Origin of the sequence: Halopseudomonas pachastrellae (assembly GCF_900114765.1) — a bacterium.
GTDB lineage: Bacteria > Pseudomonadota > Gammaproteobacteria > Pseudomonadales > Pseudomonadaceae > Halopseudomonas > Halopseudomonas pachastrellae.
The window spans coordinates 18,014-43,272 of sequence record NZ_FOUD01000019.1 but is presented as its reverse complement, the minus strand read 5'-3'; the positions used below and the strand labels follow the sequence as shown (position 1 = coordinate 43,272).

Here is a 25,259-nt window from a genome sequence, read left to right as displayed (position 1 = left end):
TTTTATCCCCGGCCTACAAAGGAGTACTATGTAGGCCGTTTTTTATCCGCTCGGGAAATCCTGCATGCATTGTCCGTTCTGTGGTGCCCATGACACCAAGGTGATCGACTCGCGCCTGGTAGCCGAAGGTGATCAGGTGCGTCGGCGCCGCGAATGCCTGGCCTGCCAGGAACGCTTCACCACCTTTGAAACGGCCGAGCTGGTGCTGCCCCGGGTGATCAAGCAGGACGGCCGTCGCCAGCCCTTCGATGAAGACAAGCTGCGGGCCGGCTTTCAGCGCGCGCTGGAAAAGCGCCCGGTCAGCGTTGAGCAGATCGAAGCCGCCATCGGCCATATCAAGCACCGCCTGCGGGCCACGGGCGAGCGTGAGGTCAAGGCCATGACCGTCGGCGAGATGGTCATGCGTGAGCTCAAGCAGCTTGATGAAGTCGCCTACATCCGTTTTGCCTCCGTGTATCGCCGCTTCCAGGACCTGAATCAGTTCCGCGAAGAGATCGAGCGCCTGTCGCGCCGCGAGCAGGACGACAGTGATGCCTGAGTGGAGCGCTGCCGACCGCAGCTGGATGAGCCGGGCGCTGATGCTGGCCGAGCGTGGCCTGTACACCACTGAACCCAATCCGCGCGTGGGTTGTGTGCTGGTCGCCGATGGCGAAGTGGTCGGCGAGGGCTGGCACGTGCGGGCCGGTGAAGGCCACGCAGAGGTAAACGCCCTGGCACAGGCCGGCGAGCGTGCCCGTGGCGCCACCGCCTATGTCACCCTTGAGCCCTGCAGCCACTTTGGCAAGACCCCGCCCTGCGCCGATGCGCTGATCAAGGCCGGTGTGTCGCGCATGGTCGCGGCCATGCAGGACCCCAACCCCCAAGTGGCCGGCAACGGCCTGCAGCGGTTGCGCGAGGCCGGTATTGCGGTTGAGTGCGGGCTGCTCGAAGAGCAAGCGCGCGCGCTCAACCCGGGTTTTATCAAGCGCATGCAACAGGGCCTGCCCTGGGTACGCGTCAAGCTGGCCATGAGCTTGGACGGGCGCACTGCCATGGCCAGCGGTGAAAGCAAGTGGATTACCGGCCCAGCTGCCCGTGCCGACGTGCAGCGCCTGCGGGCGCGCAGCGGCGCAGTGGTCAGCGGTGCCGACAGCGTGCTGCTGGATGACTCGGCGCTGACCGTGCGTGCCAACGAACTTGGGCTGCCGAGCGAAGAAGCGGCGGCCGCCGCCGAAAGGCAGCCCCTGCGCGTGCTGGTCGACAGCTTGCGCCGGGTACCGCTGGAACAGCGTTTTTTCCGTGAGGCAGGCCCCTCGCTGGTGATCAGCACCAGCGCCGAGCAGGCCGCCGATGATTATCTGGCCGCTGGCAGCGAACTGCTGGCGGTCCCCGGTGCAGACGGCAAGGTCGATCTGCAGGCCGTGTTGCAGATCCTCGCCGAGCGCGGCTGCAACGAGGTGCTGGTGGAAGCCGGCGCCGGGCTGTCGGGCGCCTTCTGGCGTGCCGGCCTGGTCGATGAACTGATTGTGTATATGGCACCGCGCCTGCTTGGAAGCCAGGCGCGGCCCCTGATGCAGCTCCCCTTCGAGAGCATGAGCGAGGCGATGGACGTCGCCGTTACTGATATGCGAGCCATAGGCCAGGACTGGCGCATCACTGCACGCCCGATTTTTCCTTCCTGAGAGTGTTAGCAAATGCAAAGCAGCGTACAGATACTGCTCCTGGCGATGGCAGTGATCGCCTTTTTGGGCGTGGTGCTTGAAGAAGTCATTCATGTAAACAAGGCCAAGGTGGTGCTGCTGTTCGGCGCGCTGTCCTGGCTGGTGCTGTTTATTGCCGCGCCGAGCGACGCCGTTCGCGGCGAAGTGCAAAGGGCGCTGAACGAAAACATCACCGATATCGCCAGCCTCTGGCTGTTTCTGCTGGCCACCATGACGTTTGTGGCTTACCTGAACAAAAAGGGCCTGATCGAAAACGTCATCTACCGCATCCTTCCCGGGCGCATCACCGAGCGCAAACTGCTGTTCTTGACCGGCGGCTTCTGCTTTGTGTTCTCCTCGATTGCCGACAACATCACCGCCACTCTGGTGTCGGTGGCGCTGGTACTCAGCCTTAACCTTGAGCTTCGCAAGATGCTGCGCTTCGCCACGTTGGTGGTGTTTGCGGTCAACTCCGGCGGTGTGGCGATGATTACCGGCGACGTGACCACGCTGATGATCTTTATGGCCGACAAGGTCGAGATCACCAACCTGCTGCTGCTGAGCTTGCCGGCGCTGTTGGCCGTGCTGCTGCTGGCGGCGCTGCTGTCGATCGGCATGGGCGACGAGGTTGTCATCGAGCGCAATGAGCTGCACGAGCTGCGCGGCGTCGATCAGGTCATCGGCGGGCTGTTTCTGGTCACTATTCTGGCGACCATTCTGCTCAGCCTGTTCTTTGCCATTCCGCCGGTGCTGACCTTCCTGACCGGCCTGGCGTTGATGTTCCTGATTGCGCGCTTTTTCAACGAAGACATCGATAACGACCCGATTCTGGAATACATCCGGGTGATCGAGTTTGAGACGCTGCTGTTCTTCCTGGGCGTGTTGCTGCTGGTTGGCATGTTGCAGTATATCGGCACCCTGCAGAGCCTGACGTCGCTGTACGACCTGATGCCGCCGATGGCCGCCAACTTCCTGATGGGCATGCTCTCGGCGCTGATCGACAACGTGCCGCTGACCGCCGCCCTGCTCAAGGCCGACCTGCAGATGACCATCGCCGAGTGGATGGGGCTGACCTACGCTGTTGGTGTGGGTGGTTCCCTGCTTATAATTGGCTCCGCTGCCGGTATCGTTGCCATGAGCAAGATGCCCGGCCTGACATTCATGACCTACCTGCGCAGCTTTGGACTGTTGCTGATGGCCTTTGCCTTCGGCTTTGTCGCTGTTTATGGTCTGGGTCTGCTGGTCTCCTGACCGGCAACGGCAAAAACGAGGCAATTCATGTTTACCGGTATTATCGAAGCGGTTGGCCAGATTCAGAGCATGCAGCCCCAGGGCGGTGACGTGCGTCTTTACGTGCGCACCGGCAAACTGGATCTGGGCGACGTTAAACTGGGCGACAGCATCGCGGTCAACGGCGTCTGCCTGACGGCCATTGAATTGCCCGGTGACGGCTTCTGGGCCGATGTCAGCCAGGAGACCATTCGCCGTACTGCCCTGGCGTCGCTGAAGCCGGGCAGCCGGGTCAACCTGGAAAAGGCCCTGACGCCAACCACCCGGCTTGGTGGCCACCTGGTCAGCGGCCATGTCGACGGCGTCGGCAAGGTACTGTCGCTGCACCAGGATGCCCGCTCCTGGCACTTCCGCGTTGAAGCGCCGGCCGAACTGGCGAAGTACATCGCCGAAAAAGGCTCGATTACCGTGGACGGCACCAGCCTGACCGTCAACGCGGTGGAAGGCGCTGTCTTCCATCTGAACATTGTTCCGCACACCCTGCAGGAAACCGTCATGGGCGATTATCAGCCCGGCACCGTCGTCAATCTGGAAGTGGATCTGATTGCCCGCTATCTGGAGCGTCTGCTGCTCGGCGAGAAGGCCGCAGAGCCGACCGCTGGCGGCATCAGCATGGCCTTTCTGGCCGAGAACGGTTTCCTCAAATCCTGATTAACCTGCCCCCGGAGGGCCGGATGAAACTCAACAGCATCGAAGAACTGATCGAAGATATTCGCGCCGGCAAGATGGTCATCCTGATGGATGACGAAGACCGCGAGAACGAAGGCGATCTGATCATGGCCGGTGAGGCCTGTCAGGCTGAGCACATCAACTTCATGGCGCGTTACGGCCGTGGCCTGATCTGCATGCCGATGAGCCTGGAGCGCTGCGAGCGCCTGAAGCTGCCGCTGATGGTGCAGCGTAACGGCTCGGGTTTTGGTACCAAGTTCACCGTATCTATCGAGGCTGCAGTTGGCGTCAGCACCGGTATCTCCGCTGCTGATCGCGCGCGCACCGTCCAGGCTGCCGCAGCACCGGATGCAACCGCCGATGACATCGTAAGCCCCGGTCATATCTTCCCGCTGATGGCGCAGCCCGGTGGCGTGCTGGCGCGTGCCGGCCACACCGAAGCCTCCTGTGACCTGGCCCGTATGGCCGGCTTTGGCGAGTCTGCGGTGATCTGCGAGATCATGAACGACGATGGCAGCATGTCGCGTCGCCCGGAGCTGGAAGAGTTTGCCAAGCAGCACAACATCAAGATCGGCACCATTGCCGACCTGATTCACTACCGCCTGCTCAACGAGCGCACGGTTGAGCGCGCCGAAGAGAAGCTGCTGAGCAGCGAGCTGGGCGAGTTCAATCTGGTGGCTTATCGTGACCGCACCGACGATGTGGTGCACATGGCGCTGACCCTGGGCGACATCCAGCCCGAGGAACCGACGCTGGTGCGGGTACACAATGTCGACCCGCTGCGTGATCTGTTCCTGGTGCCGGAGCCGGGCCGCTGGAGTCTGCAGGAGGCCATGCGTCGTGTGGCTGCTGAAGGCCGCGGCGTAGTGCTGCTGCTGGGTAATCAGGTGGATTCGCAGGCGCTGCTTGACCACGTAGCCAACCTGGGCGAGGGCAAATCGGCGCCACGCCGTCCTTCGACCTACAATACGGTAGGGGCCGGTTCGCAGATTCTGCGTGATCTGGGCGTGCGCAAAATGCGCCTGCTGTCGGCGCCGATGAAGTTCAACGCCATATCCGGCTTTGACCTGGAAGTAGTAGAATACCTGCCCTGCGAATAAACGCATTGATTCACGACAGCGCCCAGCGCGCTGCCGGTTCTTTAATTGAGAGAGAGTGCCCATGACTGCTATCCGTACCATCGAAGGCGATTTTGTAACTGGCCAAGGCCGCTATGCACTGGTTGTTGGCCGGTTCAACAGCTTTGTCGTCGAGAGCCTGGTCGAGGGCGCTGTAGATTCACTCAAGCGCCACGGCGTGAAAGAGTCCGACATCACCATCATCCGCGTACCCGGCGCCTTTGAAATCCCGCTGATGGTCAAGAAAGTAGCCGACCTCAAGCAATACGATGCCATCGTTACCCTGGGCGCGGTTATCCGTGGCGGCACACCGCACTTTGAATACGTCGCCGGTGAGTGCGTGAAAGGCGTAGGCGCGGTGTCGCTGGAATACGGTATCCCGGTCGCCTTTGGCGTGCTGACCGTCGACAGCATCGAACAGGCCATCGAGCGCTCCGGCACCAAGGCCGGCAATAAGGGCGCAGAAGCGGCCATGTCTGCCTATGAAATGGTCAGCGTGATCAAGCAGCTGGAGGCCTGATGGACGATCAGCAGAGTTCTGGCGCCGCCGGTCGCCCCAAGGCATCGGCCCGCCGCAAGGCCCGCAGTCTGGCTCTGCAGGCGCTGTACGCCTGGCATATGGCTGATCTGCCGGTATCGGATATCGAGGCGCAGTTTCGCACCGATAACGACTTCAGCAAGGTGGACGGCGCTTACTTCCACGAGCTGCTGACCGGCGTGCCGCGCAACCTTGGCGACATCGACGGCGAGCTGGGCGTCGTGCTGGATCGCGACATCAAGGAGCTGGACCCGATCGAGCTGGCGGTCCTGCGTATCGGCGTTTATGAGCTGCTCAAGCGCATCGACGTGCCCTATCGCGTAGTCATCAACGAAGCCATCGAGATGGCCAAGTCTTTCGGCGCGACTGACGGTCACAAGTACGTCAACGGCATCCTCGACAAGCTGGCGCCGCGTCTGCGCAAGGCTGAGGTCACCGCTGCCCGCAAGGGACGCTGATCGCCCGGCCATGGCGCTGGATGAGTTTGACCTGATTGCCCGCTACTTTCGCACCGAGCGACTGCAGCGGGCCGCAGCCAGCGGGGCGGTCGCCCTGGGCATCGGTGACGATGCCGCGCTGCTGCAACCGGCTGCTGGTCAGCAGCTGGTCATTTCTACCGACACCCTGGTTGAGGGTGTTCACTTTCCCGTTAATTGCCCCCCCGCCGAACTGGGGTACCGCGCTCTTGCAGTGGCCGTCAGCGATCTCGCTGCCATGGCGGCCGAGCCGCTGGGCTTTACCCTGGCGCTGACCTTGCCGCAGGCCGAAGCGGGCTGGTTGCAGGCGTTCTCTGCCGGCCTGGGCGATGCGGCGCGTGATTGTCGTATCAACCTGATCGGCGGCGATACCACGCGTGGCCCCTTGAATATCGGTGTGACGGTGTTTGGTCAGGTGCCTGCTGCCCAGGCGCTGACCCGCAGCGGCGCGCGGCCCGGTGACCTGCTCTGTGTCGGCGGCTGCCTGGGGGACGGCGCGGCCGGCTTGGCTGTCGTACTGGGGCAGACCCTGCCCGCAGGCCTGCCCATGGCCGAGCAGAACTACCTGCACCAGCGCTTCTGGCGGCCGCTGCCGCAGTTGGCATTGGGCGTCCTGCTGCGCGGCCACGCCAGTGCCGGGCTGGACGTCTCCGACGGGCTGCTGGCCGATGCGGCGCATATCGCCAAGGCCAGCGGCGTGTGCCTGCAGATCAACGGCCCGCAGTTGCCCATGTCCGATGCGCTGCTCAGCTGGTCGGAACGTCAGCAGCTGGACTGGATGCTGCGCGGCGGGGATGATTACGTGCTGCTCTTCACCTTGCCGCGTGCTGCGCGCGGGCAAATCGAGCGCTGGCGCCAGGCCGGCCAGCGGGTCAGCATCATAGGCCAGGTACAGGTCGGGCAGGGTGTGCAGCTTGATCTGGGGCTCGGCATGCGGCCGGTAGACGGCCCCGGTGGCTATCAACATTTCAGGAGTCAGGATGACTGACACGCACGAATCCACACCCGCCTCGGTGTGGCGCAACCCTATTCACTTTCTCGCCTTCGGTTTTGGCAGCGGTGCCATCCGCCCCGCGCCCGGCACCTGGGGCACGCTGGCGGCGATGCCCTTTGTGCTGCTCTGGCAGCAGCTGCCGCCGGGCGGCTATGCGGCGGTTATTCTGCTCTCCACGCTGCTGGGTATCTGGCTGTGTCATCGCACGGCAGCGGATCTGGGAGTGCACGATCACGGCGGTATCGTCTGGGACGAGTTTGTCGGTGTGTGGATTGCGCTCTGGCTGGCGCCAACCGGCTGGGCCTGGCTGCTCGCCGGCTTTTTGCTGTTCCGCCTGTTCGATATCTGGAAGCCCTGGCCGATTGGCTGGGTTGATCGCCGGGTTGGCGGTGGTCTGGGTATCATGCTCGACGATGTGATTGCCGGCGTCATGGCGCTGCTGGTGCTGTTGCTGGGCGAATGGCTATTGGCTATGGTGTAGCCCTTATCTGGCATTGCGGAAAGGACATCTCAATGGCTCAACCACGCAGAACTTCTCCTCTGGCCACCCTGCTGGCCGGTACGCTGCTGCTGGGCGCCAGTGCGCTGCAGGCGGCGTCTGATGTGCGGGTCGTGGGCCTGTTTCCCAATGCTGCGGTGGTCAATATCGATGGCGCCCGTCACATGCTGCGCGTCGGCAAACCGGCCGTACAGGGCGTTGAGCTGGTCGCCGCCGACAGTAACACCGCCACCCTGCGTATCGACGGTCAGACCCGTCAGTTCGGGCTGCAACGCGAATACACCGAAGGCTTCGCCCAGGCCGAACGGCAGCAGGTGAGCATCCCTCGCGGTGAGGGCGGCCACTTTCGGGTGACCGGCTCCATCAACGGCCACCATACCGCCTTTATGGTCGACACCGGCGCCACCAGTGTTGCCATGAACGCCAACCAGGCGCGGCGCATGGGCATTGATTACCAACTGATCGGCACGCCGATTCGCGCCACCACCGCCAGCGGCGCGGTTGACGGCTATCGGGTCTCGCTGGCGCGGGTCAAGGTGGGCGAAATCGAGCTGACCAATGTGCAGGGCGTGGTGCTCGATGGCGCTTATCCACTGGATGTGCTGCTGGGCATGAGCTGGCTCAGCCGCGTGCGTATGGACGAGCGCGACAACCTGCTGCTGCTTGAGCGCAAGTTCTGAGCACGGAGCCGGCTCGGTTCAGCGCAGTCTTGAGCATTCACCGCAACTATCCAGGCAACGCACAGATCGCCCACGCGGCCTTCTCCTGCTAATATGGCAGCCCTTTTTTTGTAAAGGCTGTACAGGAGACCGGTGTGACAGTCACCTTTGTTGCTTCATCTCAGCTGCCCACTCAGTGGGGAACATTTACCATGCACGGCTTCCTGGAAGAAGCGACCGGCAAGGAGCATGTGGTGCTGACGATGGGTAATGTGTCTGATGGCCAGCCGGTCCTCGGGCGCCTGCACTCCGAATGCCTGACCGGCGATGCCCTGTTCAGCCTGCGCTGTGACTGCGGCTTTCAGCTGGAAGCCGCGCTCAAGGCCATCGCCGACGAAGGCCGTGGCGCGCTGCTGTACCTGCGCCAGGAAGGCCGCGGCATCGGTTTGATGAACAAGATCCGCGCCTACCACCTGCAGGACGGCGGCGCCGATACCGTAGAAGCCAACGAGCTGCTGGGCTTTGGCGCGGATCAGCGCGATTACGGCATCTGCAAGCCGATGCTCGACCATCTGGGCATCACCAGCCTCAAACTGCTCACCAACAACCCGCGCAAGGTCAAGGCGATTCAGGGCTTTGGCGTAGAGGTGGCCCAGCGCCTGCCGCTGCAGTTTGGCAAGAACCCGCATAACGCCAAGTACCTGGCGACCAAGGCCGGCAAGCTGGGCCACATGCTGGGTCAACTGCACCAAGCTGAAACCGAGCCCGACGATGTTTGATCCCAAGCCCCACTGGCGTACCCTGCGCAGCGTCTGGCGCATGCTCAGCGCTGCCGTGTTGCTGCTGCCGATTCTGCTGGTCATGGTGCTGGGCGACTGGAACGGCCTGTTCGACGCCGCTGCCGTACCGCTTTTTGCCTTTGGCATGGCCACGCTGTTGCTGACGCTGTGGCGCTTTCGCCTGTACAAGCGCGCGCTGATTCGCGTCGATGCCCTCGGCACCAGCGATGAAGCCGCTGGCGCCTGGGGCAGCCTGCATCGGCTGCAGAGTCTGGGCCTGAGTGCTGCGGCCCTGCCGGCGCTGGTCGCACTGGTGCACTACTTCTGTGTGGGCGAGATCATCCCGCTGGCGCTGCTGGTGATCGTCAGCCTCGGTGTCATGCTGCTGTACCGTCCGCCGGCCGCCTGGGTCGACTGAATGCGCCTGCTGGCCAGCCTTGGCCTGCTGTGCTGGCTGGCTGCGCCGCTGAGTGCCGCCGAACGGGTGGTTAGCATTGCCCCCTTTCTTACCGACATGGTGTTGCAGCTCGATGCCCGCAGCCAACTGGTGGGTGTGCTGGATGACGGTCAGTTGCACGGCGAACTCGACAACGTCGCGCGCGTCGGCAGCTACGGCACTCTGTCGGCAGAACGTATCGTCGCCACCAAACCTGATCTGGTTCTTGCCTGGAGCAGCGGCAGCCCTGCCGAACTACTGGCGCGCCTGCGCAGCTGGAACATTCAGGTAGCCGAGTTTGACCCCCAGCGGCTTGATGATATCGACGACATGACCCTGCAGCTGGGCGAGCTGCTCGACCGTAAAGCGCAAGCCGCTGCACTTGCCGGCAGCTTCAATAGCCAGCTTGATCAGCTGCGCGCGCAGCAGGGCGCAAACCCGCCACGCGTGTTCCTGCAGCTCTGGGATAACCCGCTGTACACCGTAGCCGGCGACCAACTGCTGTCCGACGCCCTCAGCCTCTGCGGCGCCGACAACGTTTTCGCCGATCTCACCGGCCTGGCCCCGCAGGTAGGCCGCGAAGGCGTGCTGGTCGCCAACCCCGACACCATCATCGCCCTGGCCGACGCCGGCATCACCGCCGAGCGCTGGCTCGACGAATGGCGCCGCTTCCCACAACTGGCCGCCGTTGAACAGCAACGCCTGTACGTGCTGGACAGCGACCTGCTGGTTCGTCCGACGCCGGCGATTATTGAGGGGGTGGGGCGGTTGTGTGAGTTGGTGAGGCGTTAACGGGCTTGTCCGTTAGCGGCTCCCCCTGCCAAGATGGCAGCTGCATACACAGGGGAGTGAGGCGATGGCTGCGCAGATTGAGCCGGCCCGGTTGGCCGTATTGATTGATGCGGACAACGCCAATCCGGCGATTGTTGAGGGCTTGCTGGCCGAGGTGGCGAAGCTGGGTGTCGCCAGCGTGAAGCGCATCTACGGTGACTGGACCACGCCGAGTCTGGGCAAGTGGAAAGCCTCGTTGCTGGAACACTCGATTCAGCCGATTCAGCAATTTGCCTACACCTCAGGCAAGAACGCGACCGACAGTGCGATGATCATTGACGCTATGGACTTGCTGTATTCGGCAGACCTTGGCGGCTTTTGCATCGTTTCCAGCGATAGCGATTTCACCCGGCTGGCGGCGCGTCTGCGTGAGTCGGGCAAGGTGGTGTACGAGTTTGGCGAGAAGAAAACGCCCAAACCTTTTGTTGCCGCCTGCGACCGCTTTATCTACACCGAAATCTTTACTCAGCACCCCGAGAACGCGGAGACGGTTATTCAGCGTCGTTCGGCACAGGAGCTGCGCCAGGACACCAAGCTGTGCAACCTGCTGCGTCAGGCTATTGAGGCGGCGTCTGACGACGAAGGCTGGGCCAACCTTGGCCCGGTAGGCAGCCAGCTGGCCAAGCAAATGCCCGAGTTTGACCCGCGCAACTATGGCTACAGCAAGTTCAGCGGCTTGGTGGAAGGGATAGGCCTGTTCACCTTGCGACGGGAAAACAACCTGCTGCTGGTCAAGGACCAGCGTCCGGGCAAGAAAGGCTGAGCGCGCTTACCAGCTGCCAAACGGGATGCCGTGGGTGTCGATGTAGTGTTGGGCGTTTGGGCTGGGTGGACGGTAGAACTCGCCGTTGGATGTGCCGTTGTAGGGGCCGACGGGGTTTATTTCGCCTTGGACGTGGGCGATTTCGATAGAGTCAAGACATGGGCCTATCAACCAGGCTTTGACTACCCCGCCGGGTGCTACTCCGATGGCAATGGTGTCGCGGTACTGGGTTTCGTACTCGTCTCTCCAGGCGCAATAGGCTAGTCTCGGCTGCAACATCTCCGCTCTTGTCTCTGCTGACACCTCGAAACTGGCGCGGTAAGCCTGCGGCTCGGCGAGTGATTGCCAGAGCACAGTGATCTTTTCAGGTAGGTCTATCCCCGTCATGGGAAAGCTAGAGCCAGGGCCGGGGTTTTCAGGCCAGCCGTGTGCGTCACCCCTATTGTTGGGCGGTGTGCTTGTTGAGGCAATTCCGCCAAACACATCTTCGTACATCAGATCGTTTACGTCAGTCAGGTCTACTTGCTCAACCCAGGCTTCCATATAGGTGGGGGTTCCCAAGCCTATGTACCATGCGTCGTAAGGCAGGTCCGGCTTCGGCGGGAAGGGTTTAATTTGTGTGCTGTTCTGGCAGCCGCTGAGGATAAGCGCTGTTAGCAGGATCAGGGTGCGAGCAATCATACGGGGTACCCGTTCTGTGGCTTATCTGGGTAGACGGCGCGAGTAAAGTCATGACGTGGTTTGTTGGCCATAAAGCCGTGTACTGGCACCCAGTTGGCTGAGCTGTGGATATAGCGGCTGTGTAGAAAGCGTTTCTCCTGTTCGCTCAGGGTTGGGCTGCATCCCATCATGCAGGCGGAAAACACCTTTTCAGCGATGGGCGCGAGGTCTGGCGGGATAGCGAAGCGTTTGTCGGCATCGTTTATTGCGCCGAACGGCACGCCCGCCATCGCCGCCTTCGCATGCATGACCTTGAGGGACACGCGGGACAGCTCGCCTCGGACGCTGCGGATGACAGAGAGAGTCAGCAACACCCGTGCGTTCGAGCTTTGTCCGACCACTTCTTCATGCCGCTCAAAGCGCCCGTCGCCCGGTAGGCCGCGGGCCCGAAAGCGCTCTTCCTCCTGCTGCCTGACCAACCACGCGCGGGAGCGAACCAGTTGCTGACGAGCTGGGCCGTCCAAGGGGTAGTGGTTGCTAAGGAAGAATACGGGCCTGCCAATCACCAACCGTTCGTAAGACAGTGTTGGATACCCGCCACCCAGGTTGGAATGCACGCCGGGAAGTTCCAGTTCTTCATGTGGAGCGCTTACCTGGTTCAAGCTGAAGTTGTGTCGGTGTTCATCTGCGGCGGTCAGATGCACTACCTTGCGGGCGCAGTCGGGTGGCAGGTGCAGATTAACGCCTGGGTTATAATCATCGCCGACGCTAAGGTGGCCCTGAGCCGGATCGCCGATGGCGGCCACGGTATCGAACACGCCGATAAAATTGATGCTCATGCCTTCTTCAATGGAGAAACTAGGAGCAAACGCAGGGCTTTTGGTATCCAAACTGGTGCCGAGAATTCCGCAACTACTCTTCAGCACCTCATTGGCAAAGTGGCGAGCGGCTGCGGCACCGCGACTGAAGCCGAAGATATCGAACTCGATTTTTTCAATTACAAGCTCTGGATTTCGACGGTTTAAGTTGTCGATTGCTCTCGTTAGAAGAGCAGGGCTCTGCTCAACCCGCTCAACAACCCCTGTTTCGCCTTGCCCAAACGCCATACCCATGGTGGCGTCATCTTCGCCTGCTTTGCTACCGGCGCCTTCAATGTAAACCTTCACCGCGGCTTCCTTGGCTTCAGCTTGTAACTGCTCCCGTGAGTCGTCGCGGTACAAGCGAAACAACAACGCCACATTGCTCAACTCATTCCCATAACTGTTATCAGGTCGCTGATCAAAAAAGGCATCGCCGTTGCTGTCGTTATAGCCGTGGGATTGGCAGAAGCGGGTGACGGCTTCGAGGCCGTCGGGGCCGAGTTGGGCCAGGTCTTCGCGGCGGCATTGGGCGGTGAGGGAGGCGTTGGGCAGGTTGTTGAGGGTGCCGTCGAAGAACATGCCGACGCGCAGGGTGATGCGCTGTTTTTGCGGCAGTTCGGTTTCTTCTTCCTCCTCTTCTTCCTCGCGCTCTAGCGGGGCGGCGCTGGCGATGTTGGCGCGGGTGGCCAGTGGCGCGCCGAACAGCGCTTGCAGGGTACGCACCAGGGCGCCGACGGCCTGTACTGCTGTGCTGGCGCTGCCGGTGGTGGTGCCGATGAAGATATTGCCGGAGCCGGCGATCACGGCGTCGCCGTGGCTGCCGGTGCTGCCGAGCACTGCTGCGGGGCGGCCGTTGATCAGGACGTTGGGGATGACCTGGCCGGCCAGTGAGCTGCCGCAGGTGGTGCTGTCACCCAGGCGTGCGGCGGGCTTACCGTTGAACAGCACAGTGGGGGCGCCGCTGGCGATGGCGCGGGCGCCGTGGCCGGTCTGTGGGCATTGTGTGGGGTCGCCGAGTCGTGCGGCGGGTTTGCCGGACATGCCAATTCCCTCTGGCTGCAGGTGTGCCTGCGCAGATCCTGCGGGGTGTTGGCGGGTCGGACAATCGACTATTCGGGTGAATGTGCGGTGTTTGGCATCTACCGCTGCAATGCGTTGCCGGGGTGTCCGGCAACGCACTCACAGGGTCAGATCACGTCTTCCATAAATTCCAGCGCGCCCTGCTGACGGATCACCCGGCGGTGCTGGGCCCACAGCTCGGCCACGCGCTCGCGGTTGAGCTGCTGGCGGTCGAGCAGCACGCGGGTGTTCAGCTCGCCGACCTGCTGGCTGCTGGGCACCTTGCTGAACACAAACTGGTTGCTGACCAGCTCCAGGAAGGGGCCGGCCTTGCTGGTCGGCATGATGAAGATCAGTTGCAGGCCGAGGGTCTCGGTCAGATAGGCGATGACTTGACGCGAGCGGATTTCATCCATGTGCATAAAGGCTTCGTCGACGATGACCATGCGCAGGTGGCTGTCGCCCTCGTTGAAGCGGAAGGCGCTGGTCACGGCGGCGGCGCGGATGATGTAGGCCGGGGTTTCCAGCTGGCCGCCGGAGCCGGTGCCGTATTCGCTCAGGCGGATGGCAGACTTGCCCTCCGGGTGCTTGAGGATGTCGTAGCGGCGGTAGCGGCGGTAGTCGCTGATGCGCTCCAGCTCGCGCAGGGCTTGCTGTTCGTCGCCGTCCAGCAGCAGGGCGAGCAGTTGGTCGCGTACCTCGGTCGAGCGCTCGGACAGGGTATCGTCGAACAGGCTGGTGCCGTCGCCCAGATTCGGCATCTGGATCAGTTCGCGGAAGAACTCCCAGTAGGCCTTGTACTCGGGCAGCCAGTCCCAGTCGAATTGGAAGCGCTCGCGGTCGGCGCCGAAGCGGTGGTGCTCCAGCTCCTTGTTCAGTTGTTCCAGCGTGCGACGGCCGTCGTTGATAGCTTGATGAATCTCGTGGCAGAGGTCGCTGACAAAGGTGGTGTTGAAGCTGTCGCGCAGGCTGGCGAGCTGCTCCTGCTTGGCCAGCAGCACGTTGTTGCGCAGGCGGTTGTGCAGGTTGTCGAGCTGCTGATGCAGTGCGCCAACGTGGCGGAAGAACGCCAGGCTGTGCAGCTCCGCCGGGGTATCAGCCAGCACCTGATCGGCGGGCTGGGCCTGCTCGTTGTAGTGCTCGATGGCGCGCTGCAGGTCGGCGACCTGACGGTGCAGGCTGCTGGTCAGTGCTTGCGCGTCGGCGATAAAGTCGAACTGGCCGCCGCGCTGCTCCAGCATGGCGTCGAGTTGCTCCAGGCGCGCCTGTGGGTCGAGGCCCGGCACCTGAGCAGCCGCATCCAACAGGTATTGTTCGGCGTTGTCGCGGGCATCGAGCAGGGCGTCGCTCTGGTCGGCAAAGTGGGTAATGCGCTGGCCGATGCTGACTTGTTTTTCCTGCAGGCGGCCGAGCTGTACGTCCAGGTCTTTGCCGTGCAGTTCCAGCTCGCGGTGGCGTAGGGTAACGCGCTGCTGCTCCGCTTCCAGATCGTGGTGGGCGCCCAGGTCGAGCGCTTCCAATTGTTGCTCTACCTCGCGCAGCTGGCGCTGGCTGTCGAGCAGCTCGCTGGCGCGGGCGGCGTAATCGAGCGGGGCAATTTGGCCTAACTGGCGGGCCAGCTCACGCAGGCCTTCCAGTTCGCGGCGCAGCTGGTGCTGCTGCAGATCCAGATCGTGCAGGCGCTGCTCCTGCGCGCGCAGGTTGCGCTCGCGGGCGGCGGCGCCGAATACCAGTTGGCTGTCGTCGATATCGCAGCGGAACAGCGCGTAGTTGCCAGAGCCCATGCCGTCGCGGGTGATGCCGCGGCGGGTCTGACGCAGCGCGCCGGCGTCGGCAACCCGGGCGACCGTGGCGTAGGACGCCTGCAGGTAGTACTCGGCAACGCGGTGACTGAAGCGCATGACCTGCAGGATCGAGTCCTTCGGCAGGTTGATGCGTTCGGCGTCCTGCTTGGCCTTGCTGCCCTGAATCACCCGCGCACGGTTGCGCTCGCGGCTGTTCATCTGGCGCACGATGCGGATGGCGTCGGCTTCGTATTCTGGCTCGACCAGAATGGCGTAGCGGCTGCCGCCGATATAGCCCTCAATAGCCATCTGCCAATCCGGGTCGAGCACTTCTACGTGGTCGCAGAGTACGCGTGGGTCGGCCTGCGGGCATTGCTTGCGGATCGCCAGCAGCGCTTCTTCGACGTACGCGGGGTAGGTAACGCGGCTGCTCTGCAGGGTGCTGATCTGGTGGCGAATCTGGCTGACCTGACGATCCAGGTTGTTCAGCGCGCTGGTGCGCTCCTGTACCAGGCGGTCGACGCGTTGCAGCAGGCTGGCGCCTTCGCTGTCCTGATCGCGCAGGCGCTCGGCCAGTTGGTTGTGGGCGCGTTGCTGGCTGCGAATGGCGTCCAGGCCGGCGTCCAGCGGAGTCAGGTCGATCCAGTCGCGGGCCAGCAGTTGGTTCAGGTCGGCGACCGGTTCGCGCTCGGCGGCCAGCACTGCCGCGCTGGCCTCGCGCCAGCCGCGGCTGGCCAGCTGCGGAAGCGCCTGACTCAGGCTGTGCTGGGCCAGCAGCGCACCGGCCGATTGCAGCGCCACCAGGTTGCGGTCGCGCTGATGGGCCTGGGTCAGCAGGCCGGGCACAGCGTTGCGCAGTTGTTCGCTCAGCTGGCGCTGGCGCTGCTCCAACTGATCTTTGTTCTGCAGCGCCGGAATGCCCTGACGGCGGGCTTCCAGTTGCACCAGTTCGTGGTGGGCCTGGCCGAGACGCTCGGTGGTCAGGCGCTGATCTTCCTGCAGGGCTTCGAGCTGGCTGGCGAGCTGCTGCTGTTCTTGCTTGGCGGCCAGATAGCCTTGCTGGTTGTTCTGCCAGGCTTGCGCAGCCGCGGCGTACTCCAGTCCGGTGCGCTCCAGCCAGCTGTCCAGATACTGAGTCGTCTGGCTGGTGGTCAACGACAGCAGCTCGACGGCCTGACGCACGCGCGCTGCTTCCTGCTCCATGCCGTGGACGGTGCGCAGCAACTCGCGGATACGCTTGATGGTGTCGCCAAACTCGCGCGGCTCCAGCACTTCCTCGGCGACAAACTGGTCGATGGATTTAACCGGTTTGTAGGCCATGAAGTTGGCAAAGGTACGCGCGGCGTTCTTGGCTTCGCGGGTCGACAGCGTATCGCGGCGGCCGCGCAGGGCGGCGTACAAACGGGCCAGATAGGCGCTCTTGCGGTCGTAGACTTCGATCTGCTGGGCGCTGAACTGCTTGCGCAGCAGGCCCGGCAGTTCGGTCACGGCGATCACGTGGCGGCCGTCGTCCTGTTCGCGCAGAAAGTGCGACAGCGACAGCATTTCACCGGGGATGATCATCAGCAGCAGCTCGTCCTGCCGCGCCTGCCGGCTGCTGCCGGCGGCGTCCAGATGGGCGCGCACGCCGATCACCGCAGTAAAGGGCTCGGCGGTCTCGCCACGGGTCGGGTGGAACACGCCGGCGATGTAGCCGTCGGTATCCCAGGGGCGGGCGTAGGCGCCGTCGTCACAGCCAAGCACGTAGGAGGCGAGGGTGCGCACCTGCTTGCCGCCGCGGCCGCGCTGGGTGGTTTCGTCCTGCCCGGGGTTGTAGTTGAACAGGTTGTCGTGGGCGGCAGTCATCAGCGTTTGCAGAGCATCCGCTGCGGTGGTCTTGCCGGATCCGTTGCCGCCGGAGAACAGGTTGACCGGGCCGTATTCCAGCTCTTCGACCGGCAGGTTGCCCCAGTTGACGGTAATCGAACGCTTCAGATACATCAGTTGCTCTCCTCGGCGGACGGCTGGTCTTCCGGGTTTTCAATCTCGGGGCTGGCGAGCTGGGCCAGTGCGCTGTCGGTCACCAGGCTGATGATGCCTGGGCGAATGGTCAGCCAGGCTTCGCCGCTGTCCAGTTCGGCGTCGCTGGGGCTGCGGATCAGCCTGAGCTGGCGCAGGCGACGCAGCAGGTTGCGGCGCTCGCTCTGCTGTTCCGGCAGTGAGCGGCCAAGCAGGTTGCGACTGCTCAGGTTGAGCGCTTCGAGCGACAGCATGACCTGCCCGAACTCGTCGACCTGACCTTCGCGCAGGGCCTTGTCGTACTCGGCGCGCAGCACGAGAATCAGCGCCACTTCCTGCTGGTTGAGGCGCTCGCGCAGGCCGCTGCCGAAGCTGTCGTCGGCATCGACCAGACCGGGCACTTCCGCACCCGGCGGGAACACCCGAACCAGATTGAAGCGCGGCTCGTGCAGCACTCGGATGCGCAGTACCGAGAGATAATCCTCGACCACTTCGGCGGCCTGCAGGTAACGGTCGTAGAGCTCGGCCTCGCGGTTGCTTTCGTCGCGGCAGAGGACGCCGCGGTCGAGCAGGCGGATCATCAGCTCGGAAAAGTCCTCGGCACTCAGGCCGCGTTCGTTGAGGTGGTGGTCCAGCGCGTCACGCATGTTCGTCATGTTCCAGATCGATGATGAAGCCGTCACGGCGATCAAAATAGGTTTCGTTGCTGATGGTTTCGCCGCTCGGCTCGATGCGCACGCGCAGCCCACTGGCGGCGTGCTCGGCGCTGGCCAGCGCGATCACGTGGCTGAGGGCAAGCAGGTCGGTGGCGCTGTTGATCGGCAGGTCGCGGGTATTCAGTTGGCTGCCGTTGCCCAAGGCGGCGCGCAGGTAATTGCGCAGGCCGCTGGCGTTAACGTTGAAGGCTTTGTCGAGCAACTGATTAACCGCCAGCGTGCGCAGGGTGTCGTCTTCCGGTGCGTCCAGACTTTCCATCAGGCTGTGTACGGGCGGGCGTTCGCGGCGCTCGCGCAGCTTCACCTGGCCCGGATCGACCAGCGCCAGATTGACTACCGCCATCTCGTCACCGGCAGCGCTCAGGCGTGCGGCCTGCTCCTCGGCGGGCAGGGCCGACAGCTCGCGACACAGGCCAACGATGTCGCTGTGCTTCTGGCTGTGCAGGTAGCTGAGCTGACGGATGATGATGTCGGCGCGCTGGGTGAAGCTCTGCAGCGTGCGGCGCAGCGCGGGCAGCATGATGTCGGCGGCGTTGCGCAGGCAGCCTTCGATGCCGTCCAGCAGCTGCCAGAGAATCGAGCTGCGCTCGTCAACGAGAAGGTCAGGCGCCAGGCGGCGCAGCTCGCGCTCGGCCTCGGCCTTCCATTCGCGCGGCTTGCGGCGAATGCGGGCAATCACATCCTGAATGCGTTCACGGTGCTTCTCGACGCTGTCGGCCGACAGGCGCACGGCCAGGTCTGGCTGGAAGCGGCGCTCCATAAAGTCGAAGAACTGATCGCTGGCCTGCTGCACCAGTTGCTGCGCTTCTACCTCACGCACCAGCTGGCGCTTGCGCTCTTCCAGCTCGGCGATAATGTCGGTGAAGTCGGCGATGATGCGTTCGGCGTATTCGTGGGCGTCGAGCAGGTCATACACCTCGCCGTGCTCGGCAAAAGCCGACAGCGCGTTGAGGGTGTTGCGCGTATTGCGGTGGCGGGTGCGGGTGTTGCGGCCATCAGCCTCGGCCAGTGACTGCGCAAAAAGCCGGCCCATGCGGCTGAACGGGTAGGTGGACTGGAAGGTGGCCTGATCCACCTGGCGCTCCAGCCAGCCGTTTTCGATCAGGCTGGTGAGAATCCAGCTGGCCTGCTCGCGGTTGCTTTTGAAGCGGCTGGCATCTTCGTCTTCGCTTTCCAGTAGCGGCGCGCGTTCCAGCGCTTCACTGAAGATATCCAGCACCTGCTCGCGCTTGAGCGATTCGCCGTAGTCGGCGCGGGCGCTGTACAGCCGTTCGTGCAGCAGGCGCAGGCACTCGACTATCTGTTCGCGGTATTTGCTGGTGAGCGGGCGGAAAAACTGCAGTCGCTCGTTGGTAAAAAACATCTGGCGTCGAATTCCGGTTCGGACAAAGACGCATTATGCCTGAACCCCGGTGCAGGGCGGCAAGTTGCAGCGACGGGCTGTGCTGGAGTTCATGCAGGGAGGAGGCCGTATACGACCCTCCCAAAAACAAACCCCGCACGGGGCGGGGTTTGGTGGTGCGGCTTGCGCTGCGGGTGATGCTTACAGCTGCGGGGTCCAGGTCACGCTCAGCAGGGCAGCGCGGCCTTGTTCCTTGTAGTTGTAGTCGATAGACGGTGCAGGCCAGGGGCCGGTGGCGCGCTGGTAGGTGCCAAGATGGTAGTCGCGGTCGAGCACGTTGCTGACTTTCAGATCCAGGCGGGTTGATGCTGTCGCTTGCCAGTTGGCGCGCAGGTCGAGAGTGCCGTATCCAGCCAAGGTGCTGCTGTTCGCTGCATTGGCAAAGCGCTCGCTGAACAGCGCCCAGGTTGCACCCACGCCGAAGTCACCAAACTGACGATCTAGGTCGCTGGTCAGAGTACGTTTTGCACGCAATTGCAGGGTTTTGCCGGTCTGGCGGTCACGTGGGTCGATAAAGCTGACGCTGGTACGCGAGGCCCAACCCATGAGGTCGGTGTTCACTGCCAGCTCCAGTCCGTTGATGCGCGCTTCGTCTACGTTGTTCATCTGGAACGTGCTGGAGTCCCAGACAATCAGGTCTTTGACGTCGGTGCGATAAAGAGAGGCTTCCCACTGGCTGTCCAGCAGGTCTGCACGCCATTGCAGCTCGAAGGTTCGGGAACGTTCGGGGTCCAGATCTGGGTTGCCACCCCAGCCGGGCGGCGCGTACAGGTCGTTGAACGTGGGAGCGCGGAATGCCGTGGCGTAGCTGACAATCCACTGCTGGCTATCGCCGCTGGGGATAGACAGTGCTGCGTTCCAGGTATCGTGCTCACCAAAATGCTGGTTGTCGTCGTGGCGTACGCCCAGCTCGGTGCTGATGCGCTCGCCGGTCCAGCTGTGCTGAGCGAAAAGCCCGATGTTTTCACGACGGTCCTTGGTGTAACCATTGGTGGCGTCCAGCTTGTCGCGTTGCCAATCTGCCCCAACGTTGAGCTGCTGGTCAGCAGACAGGTCGATGTAGTTCAACCAACTGGCGGAGTGGCGCTCGGTGGTGATCTGACCGTCATTAAAGCGAGAGCCGACCGTTTTATTGCGGTCTTCGCTGCTGCCCAGCTCCAGGCGACTGCGCCAGTTGCTGCTCAACTGGCCTTGCAGGTAGCCAGCATAGCCGCGTACGCGGAACTGGTTTTCCGGGTTGGCCGGGTTGAACTCGTAGGCATCGTCAAATTCGCTTTTGCCACTCTGGTCGTTGACGCTGAGACCGGCACTCCAATCCTCGTTGAAGGTGTGGTCAAAGCGGGCGAAGTAGCTCTTGGTACGTTGGCCGTCGTTGTCACGGTCGTTGCCAAGGTTATCTTCTGTGAGGTCAAAGCCCTCTGTTTCATTCAGGGTGGCGCCTAGGATAAAGCGGCTTTTTTCGTTGCCACCGCTGATATCAACGCTGCGGTCGAATGTGTTGTTGCTGCCGACGCCCAGCCGAATGGTTGGCTGCATACCTGCTTGGCCCTGGCGAGTGAAAATCTGGATTACGCCGCCGATGGCGTCGGCACCATAGACGGCCGAGCGTGGGCCGCGTACCACTTCAACGCGCTCAATGTTGTCGATGTTCAGGTAGTCCAGGCGAGCACCGCCGGTGGTGGCCGAGGCGATGCGTTGCCCGTCTACCAGCACCAGAGTTTGAGCGGTGTTGCCGCCGCGCACAAAGTAGGACAGGACGCCGCCGTTGCTGTTCAGCTGAACACCCGGGACGCGTCGAAGCAGTTCCGGCACGCTGCGTGCCTGCAGGCGCTCGATGTCATCGCGGTCAAAGACGGTGTTGGCTGCCAGCGCGGCTTCGCGTGGTTGTTCAATGCGTGAAGCGGTAACAATGGTATCAGGCAGAGTCAGTGCATCGTTGGCTTGAGCAACGGCGCAGGCGAGCAGGCCGGGTAGCAGGAGCAGGGCGTTCTTCATGGTGTGTCCTCGGGGCTGGATCAGTCTGAGCCGAGGACAAAAGCGGGCAGTGGTCGAGGCATGACACCGGCGACCGTGCTGACCGGTGGCGCCCTCCGCGTCACGTTGGCAGGCAGCACAGGGTGGTGTGCTGCAAGGCGGCAGGCCGGTCTCCGGACTTGAAGTCGGTCGCAATCGCCTTCCCGTGGATACAGTGGCGGTTGATTGCGGCTGCAGGGCTAGCCTGCGACTTCTTACCGTTGCGGGGGCAGTGTCGGACTTGAACCGACTTCCCGTTTCACCCGCCCCTTCAAAGGGCAGGCACCTGACGCGTTTTGATGGGGGCGGACTCTAGGCGTTTCGCCGGGAGCGGTCAAGCCTTAGCCGAGGCGGCCAAGGCGTTCGCGGATGGCGTTTTCGATGCCGGCGGCATCCAGTCCGCACTCGGCCAGCATCTGGGCCGGCTTGGCGTGCTCTACGTAAATGTCGGGCAGGCCGAGGTTGAGCACCGGCAAGCTGATGCCCTGTGCCAGCAGCCATTCGTTGACGGCGCTGCCGGCGCCGCCCATGACGGCGTTCTCTTCGACGGTAACCAGCAGATCGTGGCTGGCGCTCAATTCGGCGATCAGCGCGTGGTCCAGCGGTTTGACGAAGCGCATGTTGGCAACGGTGGCGTTCAGCGCGTCGGCGGCCTTCATGGCGTGCTGGTGCAGGGTGCCAAAGCAGAGAATGGCGACCTTCTCGCCCTGGCGGGTGACCAGGCCCTTGCCGATGGGCAGGGGCTCCAGCGCCGGGTCGATAGGTACGCCCGGGCCGGTGCCACGCGGGTAACGCACGGCCGCCGGGCCTTTGTGCAGGTAGCCGGTGGTCAGCATCTGCCGGGTTTCGTTTTCATCGGCCGGGGCCATGATCAGCATGTTCGGCAGGCAGCGCAGGTACGACAGGTCAAAACTGCCGGCGTGGGTTGGGCCGTCTTCGCCCACCAGGCCGGCGCGGTCGATGGCAAAGAGCACGTCCAGATTCTGCACGTCGACGTCATGGATCAGCTGATCATAGCCGCGCTGCAGGAAGGTCGAGTAGATGGCCACGACCGGCTTGGCGCCTTCGCAGGCCATGCCGGCAGCCAGGGTAACGGCGTGCTGCTCGGCAATCGCGACATCAAAGTAGCGCTTGGGAAAGCGCTCGCTGAAGGCGATCAAGTCGGAGCCTTCTTTCATGGCCGGGGTAATGCCGATCAGGCGCTCGTCCTGCTCGGCCATGTCGCACAGCCACTGGCCGAAGATGTTGGAGAACTTGGGCTTGCTGGCGCCGGTGGGCGCAGCCGGCTTGGGCTCCAGCTTGGTAATGGCGTGGTAGCCGATGGGGTCGGCCTCGGCCGGTGAGAAACCATGGCCTTTTTGCGTTACCACGTGCAGAAACTGCGGGCCCTTGAGCTCGCGCATATTGGCTAGCGTACGTACCAGCGTTGGCAGATCGTGGCCGTCGATGGGGCCAATGTAGTTCCAGCCCAGTTCTTCGAACAGGGTGCCGGGCACCAGCATGCCCTTGGCATGTTCTTCGGTCTTGCGCGCCAGCTCCCAGGCCGGCGGTATCTTCGACAGCATCTTCTTGCTGCCCTCACGCATGTGCGAGTAGGTGCGGCTGGAAAGGATCTTGGCCAGATAATTGGACAGCCCGCCCACGTTGCGCGAGATCGACATGTCGTTGTCGTTCAGCACTACCAGCATGTTGGCTTCTACGTCGGCGGCGTGGTTCAGCGCCTCGAAGGCCATGCCGGCGGTCAGCGCGCCGTCGCCAATAACGGCCACGGTGCGGCGGTCCAGGCCCTGCAGTCCGGCGGCGATGGCCATGCCCAGGCCGGCGCTGATGGACGTGCTGGAATGGCCGACGCCAAAGGTGTCGTAGGGGCTTTCACTACGGCGCGGAAAGGCTGCCAGGCCGCCCTTCTGGCGCAGGCTGGCCATCTGTTCGCGGCGCCCGGTAAGAATCTTGTGCGGGTAGGCCTGGTGGCCGACATCCCACAGCAGGCGATCGTCCGGGGTGTTGTAGACGTAATGCAGAGCAATGGTCAGCTCGATTACGCCCAGGCCGGCACCAAAATGGCCGCCGGTCTGGCCCACGCTCCACAGCAGGAAGGCCCGCAGCTCGTTGGCCAGCTCGCCCAACTGGCTCTCGTCCAGGGCGCGCAGCTGCGCGGTGTCCTCAAGACTGTCCAGCAAAGGCGTTGCGGGGCGTTGTGGCGGAATGTCGTGGAAAGTGGTGGGCATCAAACAAGGCTCTGATTGCCACCGTAGTGGCAGGAAAACAAGTGCGCAGTTTAACTGATGCCGTGCAATAGCCCAACTGCGCGTAGGGTTGTTTCAGAAGCGCCGCTGGACGATGTAGTCCGCCAGCTGGCGCAGGCGCTGGGCCGCAGGGCCGAAGCCGTCGACCGCGCTGATCGCCTGATCACGCAGCTGATCGGCCAGGCGGTGCGCGCCATCCAGCCCGAGCAACGCGGGGTAGGTAGGCTTGTCGCGCGCCACATCGGCGCCCTGCTGTTTGCCCAGCACGCTGGTGTCGCTTTCGATGTCGAGGATGTCGTCCTGCACCTGAAAGGCCAGGCCGATGCTCTCGGCGTACTGCCCGAGCGCGGCCAGCTGGGCGTCATCCACCTGTTCGCTGGCCAGCGCGCCCAGCTGCACGGCGGCGCGGATCAGGGCGCCGGTCTTGTGCCGGTGCATGGACTCCAGCGTTGCCAGGTCCAGTTGCTCCCCCACCGCGCCCAGGTCGATGGCCTGACCACCGACCATGCCCTGCGGGCCGGCGGCGCGCCCGAGCAGTTGCACCATCTGCAGGCGTGTGGCGCTCTGCCAGTGTGTGGCTCCAGCCAGTAGCTCAAAAGCCAGCGCCTGCAGGCCATCGCCAGCCAGAATGGCGGTCGCCTCGTCGAAGGCACGGTGACAGGTCGGCTGGCCGCGGCGCAGGTCATCATCGTCCATGGCCGGCAGATCGTCGTGGATCAGCGAGTAGGCGTGAATCAGCTCAACGGCGGCAGCGGCCGGGTCAGCCTGTTCTGCCTGACCACCCAGGGCCTCGCAACTGGCATAGGCCAACAGTGGACGCACCCGTTTGCCGCCGTTGACCACGCTGTAGCGCATGGCGCTGTACAGGCGTTCAAGGCGGGGCTGCGGGGTGTTCAGCTGGGTGCCAAGGTAGGCGTTGATGCGCTGCTGGCAAAGGCTCAGGTAATCGACAAACTCGCTCATTCGCTGGCGCCGTCGAACGGCTCGGTGCGCAGCTCACCGTTGTTTTCCATCAACTGCTGCACTTTCTGCTCGGCCTGGCTCAGCGCCTGCTGGCAGTCGCGGGTCAGGGCCACGCCCTGTTCGAAGGCAGCGAGTGATTCTTCCAGGCTGAGATCGCCGCTTTCGAGACGTTCCACCAGTGCCTGCAGCGAGCCAAGGGACTGTTCAAAGTCCACTGCGGTTTTCTTCCGGGCCATGGTTACCTCAGCTGGGGGTGAATTAAACGGCTGAACATTACCCAAGGGGCCGCGATGGGTCAATTGGCATGCGTGTGGGCAGGTGCGGCGCGATCATTGATGCAGGTCAGTCAAAGCCGAGATTGGGCTGCTCCGAGCTAGAGCTGCAGGCCCATGCGCGTAGAATGTGAGATCAATTTAACACTATTGGTGCGAGCCATGATTGACGCCCTCAAGGTAGTTGTTGCCGGCGCGAGCGAGCGGTGCGCCGAGATTGATCAGGCGCTGGAGCGGGCCGGGCTTGAGTATCAGCTGATCTGTGAGCCAGACAGCTGCCAGGACGCGCCCTTGTGCCGCTGGCTCAAGCCCGAGCGTATGAATCAGGCAGGGCGCGTACGGGCCGAGCTGGAGGAGGCGATTGCCACGCTAGAGCGCACGCGACATGCGTTTCGCTCACGGCAGCTGGCGGACTTGCGCTACCGCCTGCAGGGCCTGCTGCGCAGCTTGTCAGAGGAGCCGCGCTAGGGTAGCGTTTAGGAAACGACAGCAACGGCTTTGCCGGTCAGGACGTATGGGCCTGAAAGACAAGGTGCCTGGCGCCCGGGTGGAAAC

The 25,259-nt window shown here is 63.2% G+C and carries 24 protein-coding genes and 1 riboswitch; of the genes, 15 read left to right on the top strand and 9 right to left on the bottom strand.

What is annotated here, in order from left to right:
• Positions 1 to 64 precede the first annotated feature (64 nt).
• The 14 genes from nrdR to BM116_RS14650 all read left to right on the top strand — a co-directional run bounded on the left by nrdR (position 65) and on the right by BM116_RS14650 (position 10,731).
• Positions 65 to 538, top strand: coding sequence for a transcriptional regulator NrdR (nrdR, locus tag BM116_RS14715; protein WP_083728108.1), 474 nt, complete (start codon positions 65 to 67; stop codon positions 536 to 538).
• The gene (ribD, locus tag BM116_RS14710; protein WP_083728107.1) at positions 531 to 1,661 is read left to right on the top strand and encodes a bifunctional diaminohydroxyphosphoribosylaminopyrimidine deaminase/5-amino-6-(5-phosphoribosylamino)uracil reductase RibD; all 1,131 of its coding nucleotides are present in this window, start codon (positions 531 to 533) and stop codon (positions 1,659 to 1,661) included. The genes nrdR and ribD overlap by 8 nt, the downstream gene beginning before the upstream one ends.
• 12 nt (positions 1,662 to 1,673) lie before the next feature.
• On the top strand, positions 1,674 to 2,930 hold the full coding sequence (gene nhaD, locus BM116_RS14705) for a sodium:proton antiporter NhaD (RefSeq protein WP_083728106.1): 1,257 nt from the start codon (positions 1,674 to 1,676) through the stop codon (positions 2,928 to 2,930).
• A gap of 27 nt (positions 2,931 to 2,957) precedes the next feature.
• Positions 2,958 to 3,620: a riboflavin synthase gene (locus BM116_RS14700; protein ID WP_083728105.1), complete on the top strand. Its 663-nt coding sequence runs from the start codon at positions 2,958 to 2,960 to the stop codon at positions 3,618 to 3,620.
• A gap of 23 nt (positions 3,621 to 3,643) precedes the next feature.
• Positions 3,644 to 4,738: a bifunctional 3,4-dihydroxy-2-butanone-4-phosphate synthase/GTP cyclohydrolase II gene (gene ribBA, locus BM116_RS14695; RefSeq protein ID WP_083728104.1), complete on the top strand. Its 1,095-nt coding sequence runs from the start codon at positions 3,644 to 3,646 to the stop codon at positions 4,736 to 4,738.
• Between the two features lie 61 nt (positions 4,739 to 4,799).
• Positions 4,800 to 5,276 (top strand): 6,7-dimethyl-8-ribityllumazine synthase, encoded by a 477-nt coding sequence (gene ribH / locus BM116_RS14690; RefSeq protein ID WP_083728103.1) that lies wholly within the window; start codon positions 4,800 to 4,802, stop codon positions 5,274 to 5,276.
• Entirely contained in the window at positions 5,276 to 5,752 is a 477-nt protein-coding gene (gene nusB, locus BM116_RS14685) for a transcription antitermination factor NusB (RefSeq protein WP_083728102.1), read from the top strand. The genes ribH and nusB overlap by 1 nt, the downstream gene beginning before the upstream one ends.
• Before the next feature lie 16 nt (positions 5,753 to 5,768).
• Entirely contained in the window at positions 5,769 to 6,758 is a 990-nt protein-coding gene (gene thiL / locus BM116_RS14680) for a thiamine-phosphate kinase (RefSeq protein ID WP_083728117.1), read from the top strand.
• A complete protein-coding gene (locus BM116_RS14675) occupies positions 6,751 to 7,245 on the top strand; it encodes a phosphatidylglycerophosphatase A family protein (RefSeq protein WP_083728101.1) in 495 nt (164 codons plus the stop codon). The genes thiL and BM116_RS14675 overlap by 8 nt, the downstream gene beginning before the upstream one ends.
• Before the next feature lie 32 nt (positions 7,246 to 7,277).
• Positions 7,278 to 7,943, top strand: coding sequence for a retropepsin-like aspartic protease family protein (locus tag BM116_RS14670; protein ID WP_083728100.1), 666 nt, complete (start codon positions 7,278 to 7,280; stop codon positions 7,941 to 7,943).
• Positions 7,944 to 8,077: 134 nt separating this feature from the next.
• Positions 8,078 to 8,701, top strand: a complete 624-nt coding sequence (gene ribA / locus BM116_RS14665; RefSeq protein WP_083728099.1) for a GTP cyclohydrolase II — start codon at positions 8,078 to 8,080, stop codon at positions 8,699 to 8,701.
• Positions 8,694 to 9,119: a hypothetical protein gene (locus BM116_RS14660; RefSeq protein WP_083728098.1), complete on the top strand. Its 426-nt coding sequence runs from the start codon at positions 8,694 to 8,696 to the stop codon at positions 9,117 to 9,119. Before ribA ends, BM116_RS14660 begins: the two co-directional genes overlap by 8 nt.
• On the top strand, positions 9,120 to 9,929 hold the full coding sequence (locus BM116_RS14655; protein ID WP_083728097.1) for a helical backbone metal receptor: 810 nt from the start codon (positions 9,120 to 9,122) through the stop codon (positions 9,927 to 9,929).
• Between the two features lie 64 nt (positions 9,930 to 9,993).
• Positions 9,994 to 10,731, top strand: coding sequence for an NYN domain-containing protein (locus BM116_RS14650; protein WP_083728096.1), 738 nt, complete (start codon positions 9,994 to 9,996; stop codon positions 10,729 to 10,731).
• Between the two features lie 6 nt (positions 10,732 to 10,737).
• On the opposite strand, the gene BM116_RS14645 is transcribed toward BM116_RS14650, so the two are convergent.
• The 9 genes from BM116_RS14645 to BM116_RS14605 form a co-directional block, all read right to left on the bottom strand.
• Positions 10,738 to 11,412, bottom strand: coding sequence for a DUF2931 family protein (locus tag BM116_RS14645; protein WP_083728095.1), 675 nt, complete (start codon positions 11,410 to 11,412; stop codon positions 10,738 to 10,740).
• Entirely contained in the window at positions 11,409 to 13,292 is a 1,884-nt protein-coding gene (locus BM116_RS14640) for a PAAR domain-containing protein (RefSeq protein ID WP_083728094.1), read from the bottom strand. Before BM116_RS14640 ends, BM116_RS14645 begins: the two co-directional genes overlap by 4 nt.
• 146 nt (positions 13,293 to 13,438) lie before the next feature.
• Positions 13,439 to 17,074 (bottom strand): ATP-binding protein, encoded by a 3,636-nt coding sequence (locus BM116_RS14635; protein ID WP_083728093.1) that lies wholly within the window; start codon positions 17,072 to 17,074, stop codon positions 13,439 to 13,441.
• Positions 17,074 to 17,748 carry a DUF4194 domain-containing protein gene (locus BM116_RS14630; RefSeq protein WP_211276292.1) on the bottom strand — a complete coding sequence of 225 codons (675 nt, stop codon included), beginning with the start codon at positions 17,746 to 17,748 and terminating at the stop codon, positions 17,074 to 17,076. The genes BM116_RS14635 and BM116_RS14630 overlap by 1 nt, the downstream gene beginning before the upstream one ends.
• Positions 17,732 to 19,171, bottom strand: a complete 1,440-nt coding sequence (locus BM116_RS14625) for a Wadjet anti-phage system protein JetA family protein (RefSeq protein ID WP_083728091.1) — start codon at positions 19,169 to 19,171, stop codon at positions 17,732 to 17,734. Before BM116_RS14625 ends, BM116_RS14630 begins: the two co-directional genes overlap by 17 nt.
• A 180-nt stretch (positions 19,172 to 19,351) precedes the next feature.
• Positions 19,352 to 21,205, bottom strand: coding sequence for a TonB-dependent receptor domain-containing protein (locus BM116_RS14620; protein ID WP_083728090.1), 1,854 nt, complete (start codon positions 21,203 to 21,205; stop codon positions 19,352 to 19,354).
• A 126-nt stretch (positions 21,206 to 21,331) separates the two neighbouring features.
• A riboswitch (cobalamin riboswitch) is annotated at positions 21,332 to 21,528 on the bottom strand.
• Between the two features lie 36 nt (positions 21,529 to 21,564).
• Complete coding sequence (gene dxs / locus BM116_RS14615; RefSeq protein WP_083728089.1) at positions 21,565 to 23,451, bottom strand: 1-deoxy-D-xylulose-5-phosphate synthase; 1,887 nt, start codon at positions 23,449 to 23,451, stop codon at positions 21,565 to 21,567.
• A gap of 93 nt (positions 23,452 to 23,544) precedes the next feature.
• Complete coding sequence (locus BM116_RS14610) at positions 23,545 to 24,432, bottom strand: polyprenyl synthetase family protein (protein WP_083728088.1); 888 nt, start codon at positions 24,430 to 24,432, stop codon at positions 23,545 to 23,547.
• Positions 24,429 to 24,668, bottom strand: coding sequence for an exodeoxyribonuclease VII small subunit (locus tag BM116_RS14605; protein WP_083728087.1), 240 nt, complete (start codon positions 24,666 to 24,668; stop codon positions 24,429 to 24,431). Before BM116_RS14605 ends, BM116_RS14610 begins: the two co-directional genes overlap by 4 nt.
• 198 nt (positions 24,669 to 24,866) lie before the next feature.
• Here BM116_RS14605 and BM116_RS14600 point away from each other — a divergent pair, with 198 nt between their 5' ends.
• On the top strand, positions 24,867 to 25,172 hold the full coding sequence (locus BM116_RS14600; protein ID WP_083728086.1) for a hypothetical protein: 306 nt from the start codon (positions 24,867 to 24,869) through the stop codon (positions 25,170 to 25,172).
• The last annotated feature ends 87 nt before the right edge of the window (positions 25,173 to 25,259 follow it).

Excerpts from the sequence above, each read along its gene's own strand:
- nrdR (WP_083728108.1), top strand. The coding sequence starts at position 65 with ATGCATTGTCCGTTCTGTGGTGCCCATGACACCAAGGTGATCGACTCG.
- ribD (WP_083728107.1), top strand. The coding sequence starts at position 531 with ATGCCTGAGTGGAGCGCTGCCGACCGCAGCTGGATGAGCCGGGCGCTG.
- nhaD (WP_083728106.1), top strand. The coding sequence starts at position 1,674 with ATGCAAAGCAGCGTACAGATACTGCTCCTGGCGATGGCAGTGATCGCC.
- BM116_RS14700 (WP_083728105.1), top strand. The coding sequence starts at position 2,958 with ATGTTTACCGGTATTATCGAAGCGGTTGGCCAGATTCAGAGCATGCAG.
- ribBA (WP_083728104.1), top strand. The coding sequence starts at position 3,644 with ATGAAACTCAACAGCATCGAAGAACTGATCGAAGATATTCGCGCCGGC.
- ribH (WP_083728103.1), top strand. The coding sequence starts at position 4,800 with ATGACTGCTATCCGTACCATCGAAGGCGATTTTGTAACTGGCCAAGGC.
- nusB (WP_083728102.1), top strand. The coding sequence starts at position 5,276 with ATGGACGATCAGCAGAGTTCTGGCGCCGCCGGTCGCCCCAAGGCATCG.
- BM116_RS14675 (WP_083728101.1), top strand. The coding sequence starts at position 6,751 with ATGACTGACACGCACGAATCCACACCCGCCTCGGTGTGGCGCAACCCT.
- BM116_RS14670 (WP_083728100.1), top strand. The coding sequence starts at position 7,278 with ATGGCTCAACCACGCAGAACTTCTCCTCTGGCCACCCTGCTGGCCGGT.
- BM116_RS14660 (WP_083728098.1), top strand. The coding sequence starts at position 8,694 with ATGTTTGATCCCAAGCCCCACTGGCGTACCCTGCGCAGCGTCTGGCGC.
- BM116_RS14655 (WP_083728097.1), top strand. The coding sequence starts at position 9,120 with ATGCGCCTGCTGGCCAGCCTTGGCCTGCTGTGCTGGCTGGCTGCGCCG.
- BM116_RS14650 (WP_083728096.1), top strand. The coding sequence starts at position 9,994 with ATGGCTGCGCAGATTGAGCCGGCCCGGTTGGCCGTATTGATTGATGCG.
- BM116_RS14645 (WP_083728095.1), bottom strand. The coding sequence starts at position 11,412 with ATGATTGCTCGCACCCTGATCCTGCTAACAGCGCTTATCCTCAGCGGC.
- BM116_RS14640 (WP_083728094.1), bottom strand. The coding sequence starts at position 13,292 with ATGTCCGGCAAACCCGCCGCACGACTCGGCGACCCCACACAATGCCCA.
- BM116_RS14635 (WP_083728093.1), bottom strand. The coding sequence starts at position 17,074 with ATGTATCTGAAGCGTTCGATTACCGTCAACTGGGGCAACCTGCCGGTC.
- BM116_RS14630 (WP_211276292.1), bottom strand. The coding sequence starts at position 17,748 with ATGACGAACATGCGTGACGCGCTGGACCACCACCTCAACGAACGCGGC.
- BM116_RS14625 (WP_083728091.1), bottom strand. The coding sequence starts at position 19,171 with ATGTTTTTTACCAACGAGCGACTGCAGTTTTTCCGCCCGCTCACCAGC.
- BM116_RS14620 (WP_083728090.1), bottom strand. The coding sequence starts at position 21,205 with ATGAAGAACGCCCTGCTCCTGCTACCCGGCCTGCTCGCCTGCGCCGTT.
- dxs (WP_083728089.1), bottom strand. The coding sequence starts at position 23,451 with ATGCCCACCACTTTCCACGACATTCCGCCACAACGCCCCGCAACGCCT.
- BM116_RS14610 (WP_083728088.1), bottom strand. The coding sequence starts at position 24,432 with ATGAGCGAGTTTGTCGATTACCTGAGCCTTTGCCAGCAGCGCATCAAC.
- BM116_RS14605 (WP_083728087.1), bottom strand. The coding sequence starts at position 24,668 with ATGGCCCGGAAGAAAACCGCAGTGGACTTTGAACAGTCCCTTGGCTCG.
- BM116_RS14600 (WP_083728086.1), top strand. The coding sequence starts at position 24,867 with ATGATTGACGCCCTCAAGGTAGTTGTTGCCGGCGCGAGCGAGCGGTGC.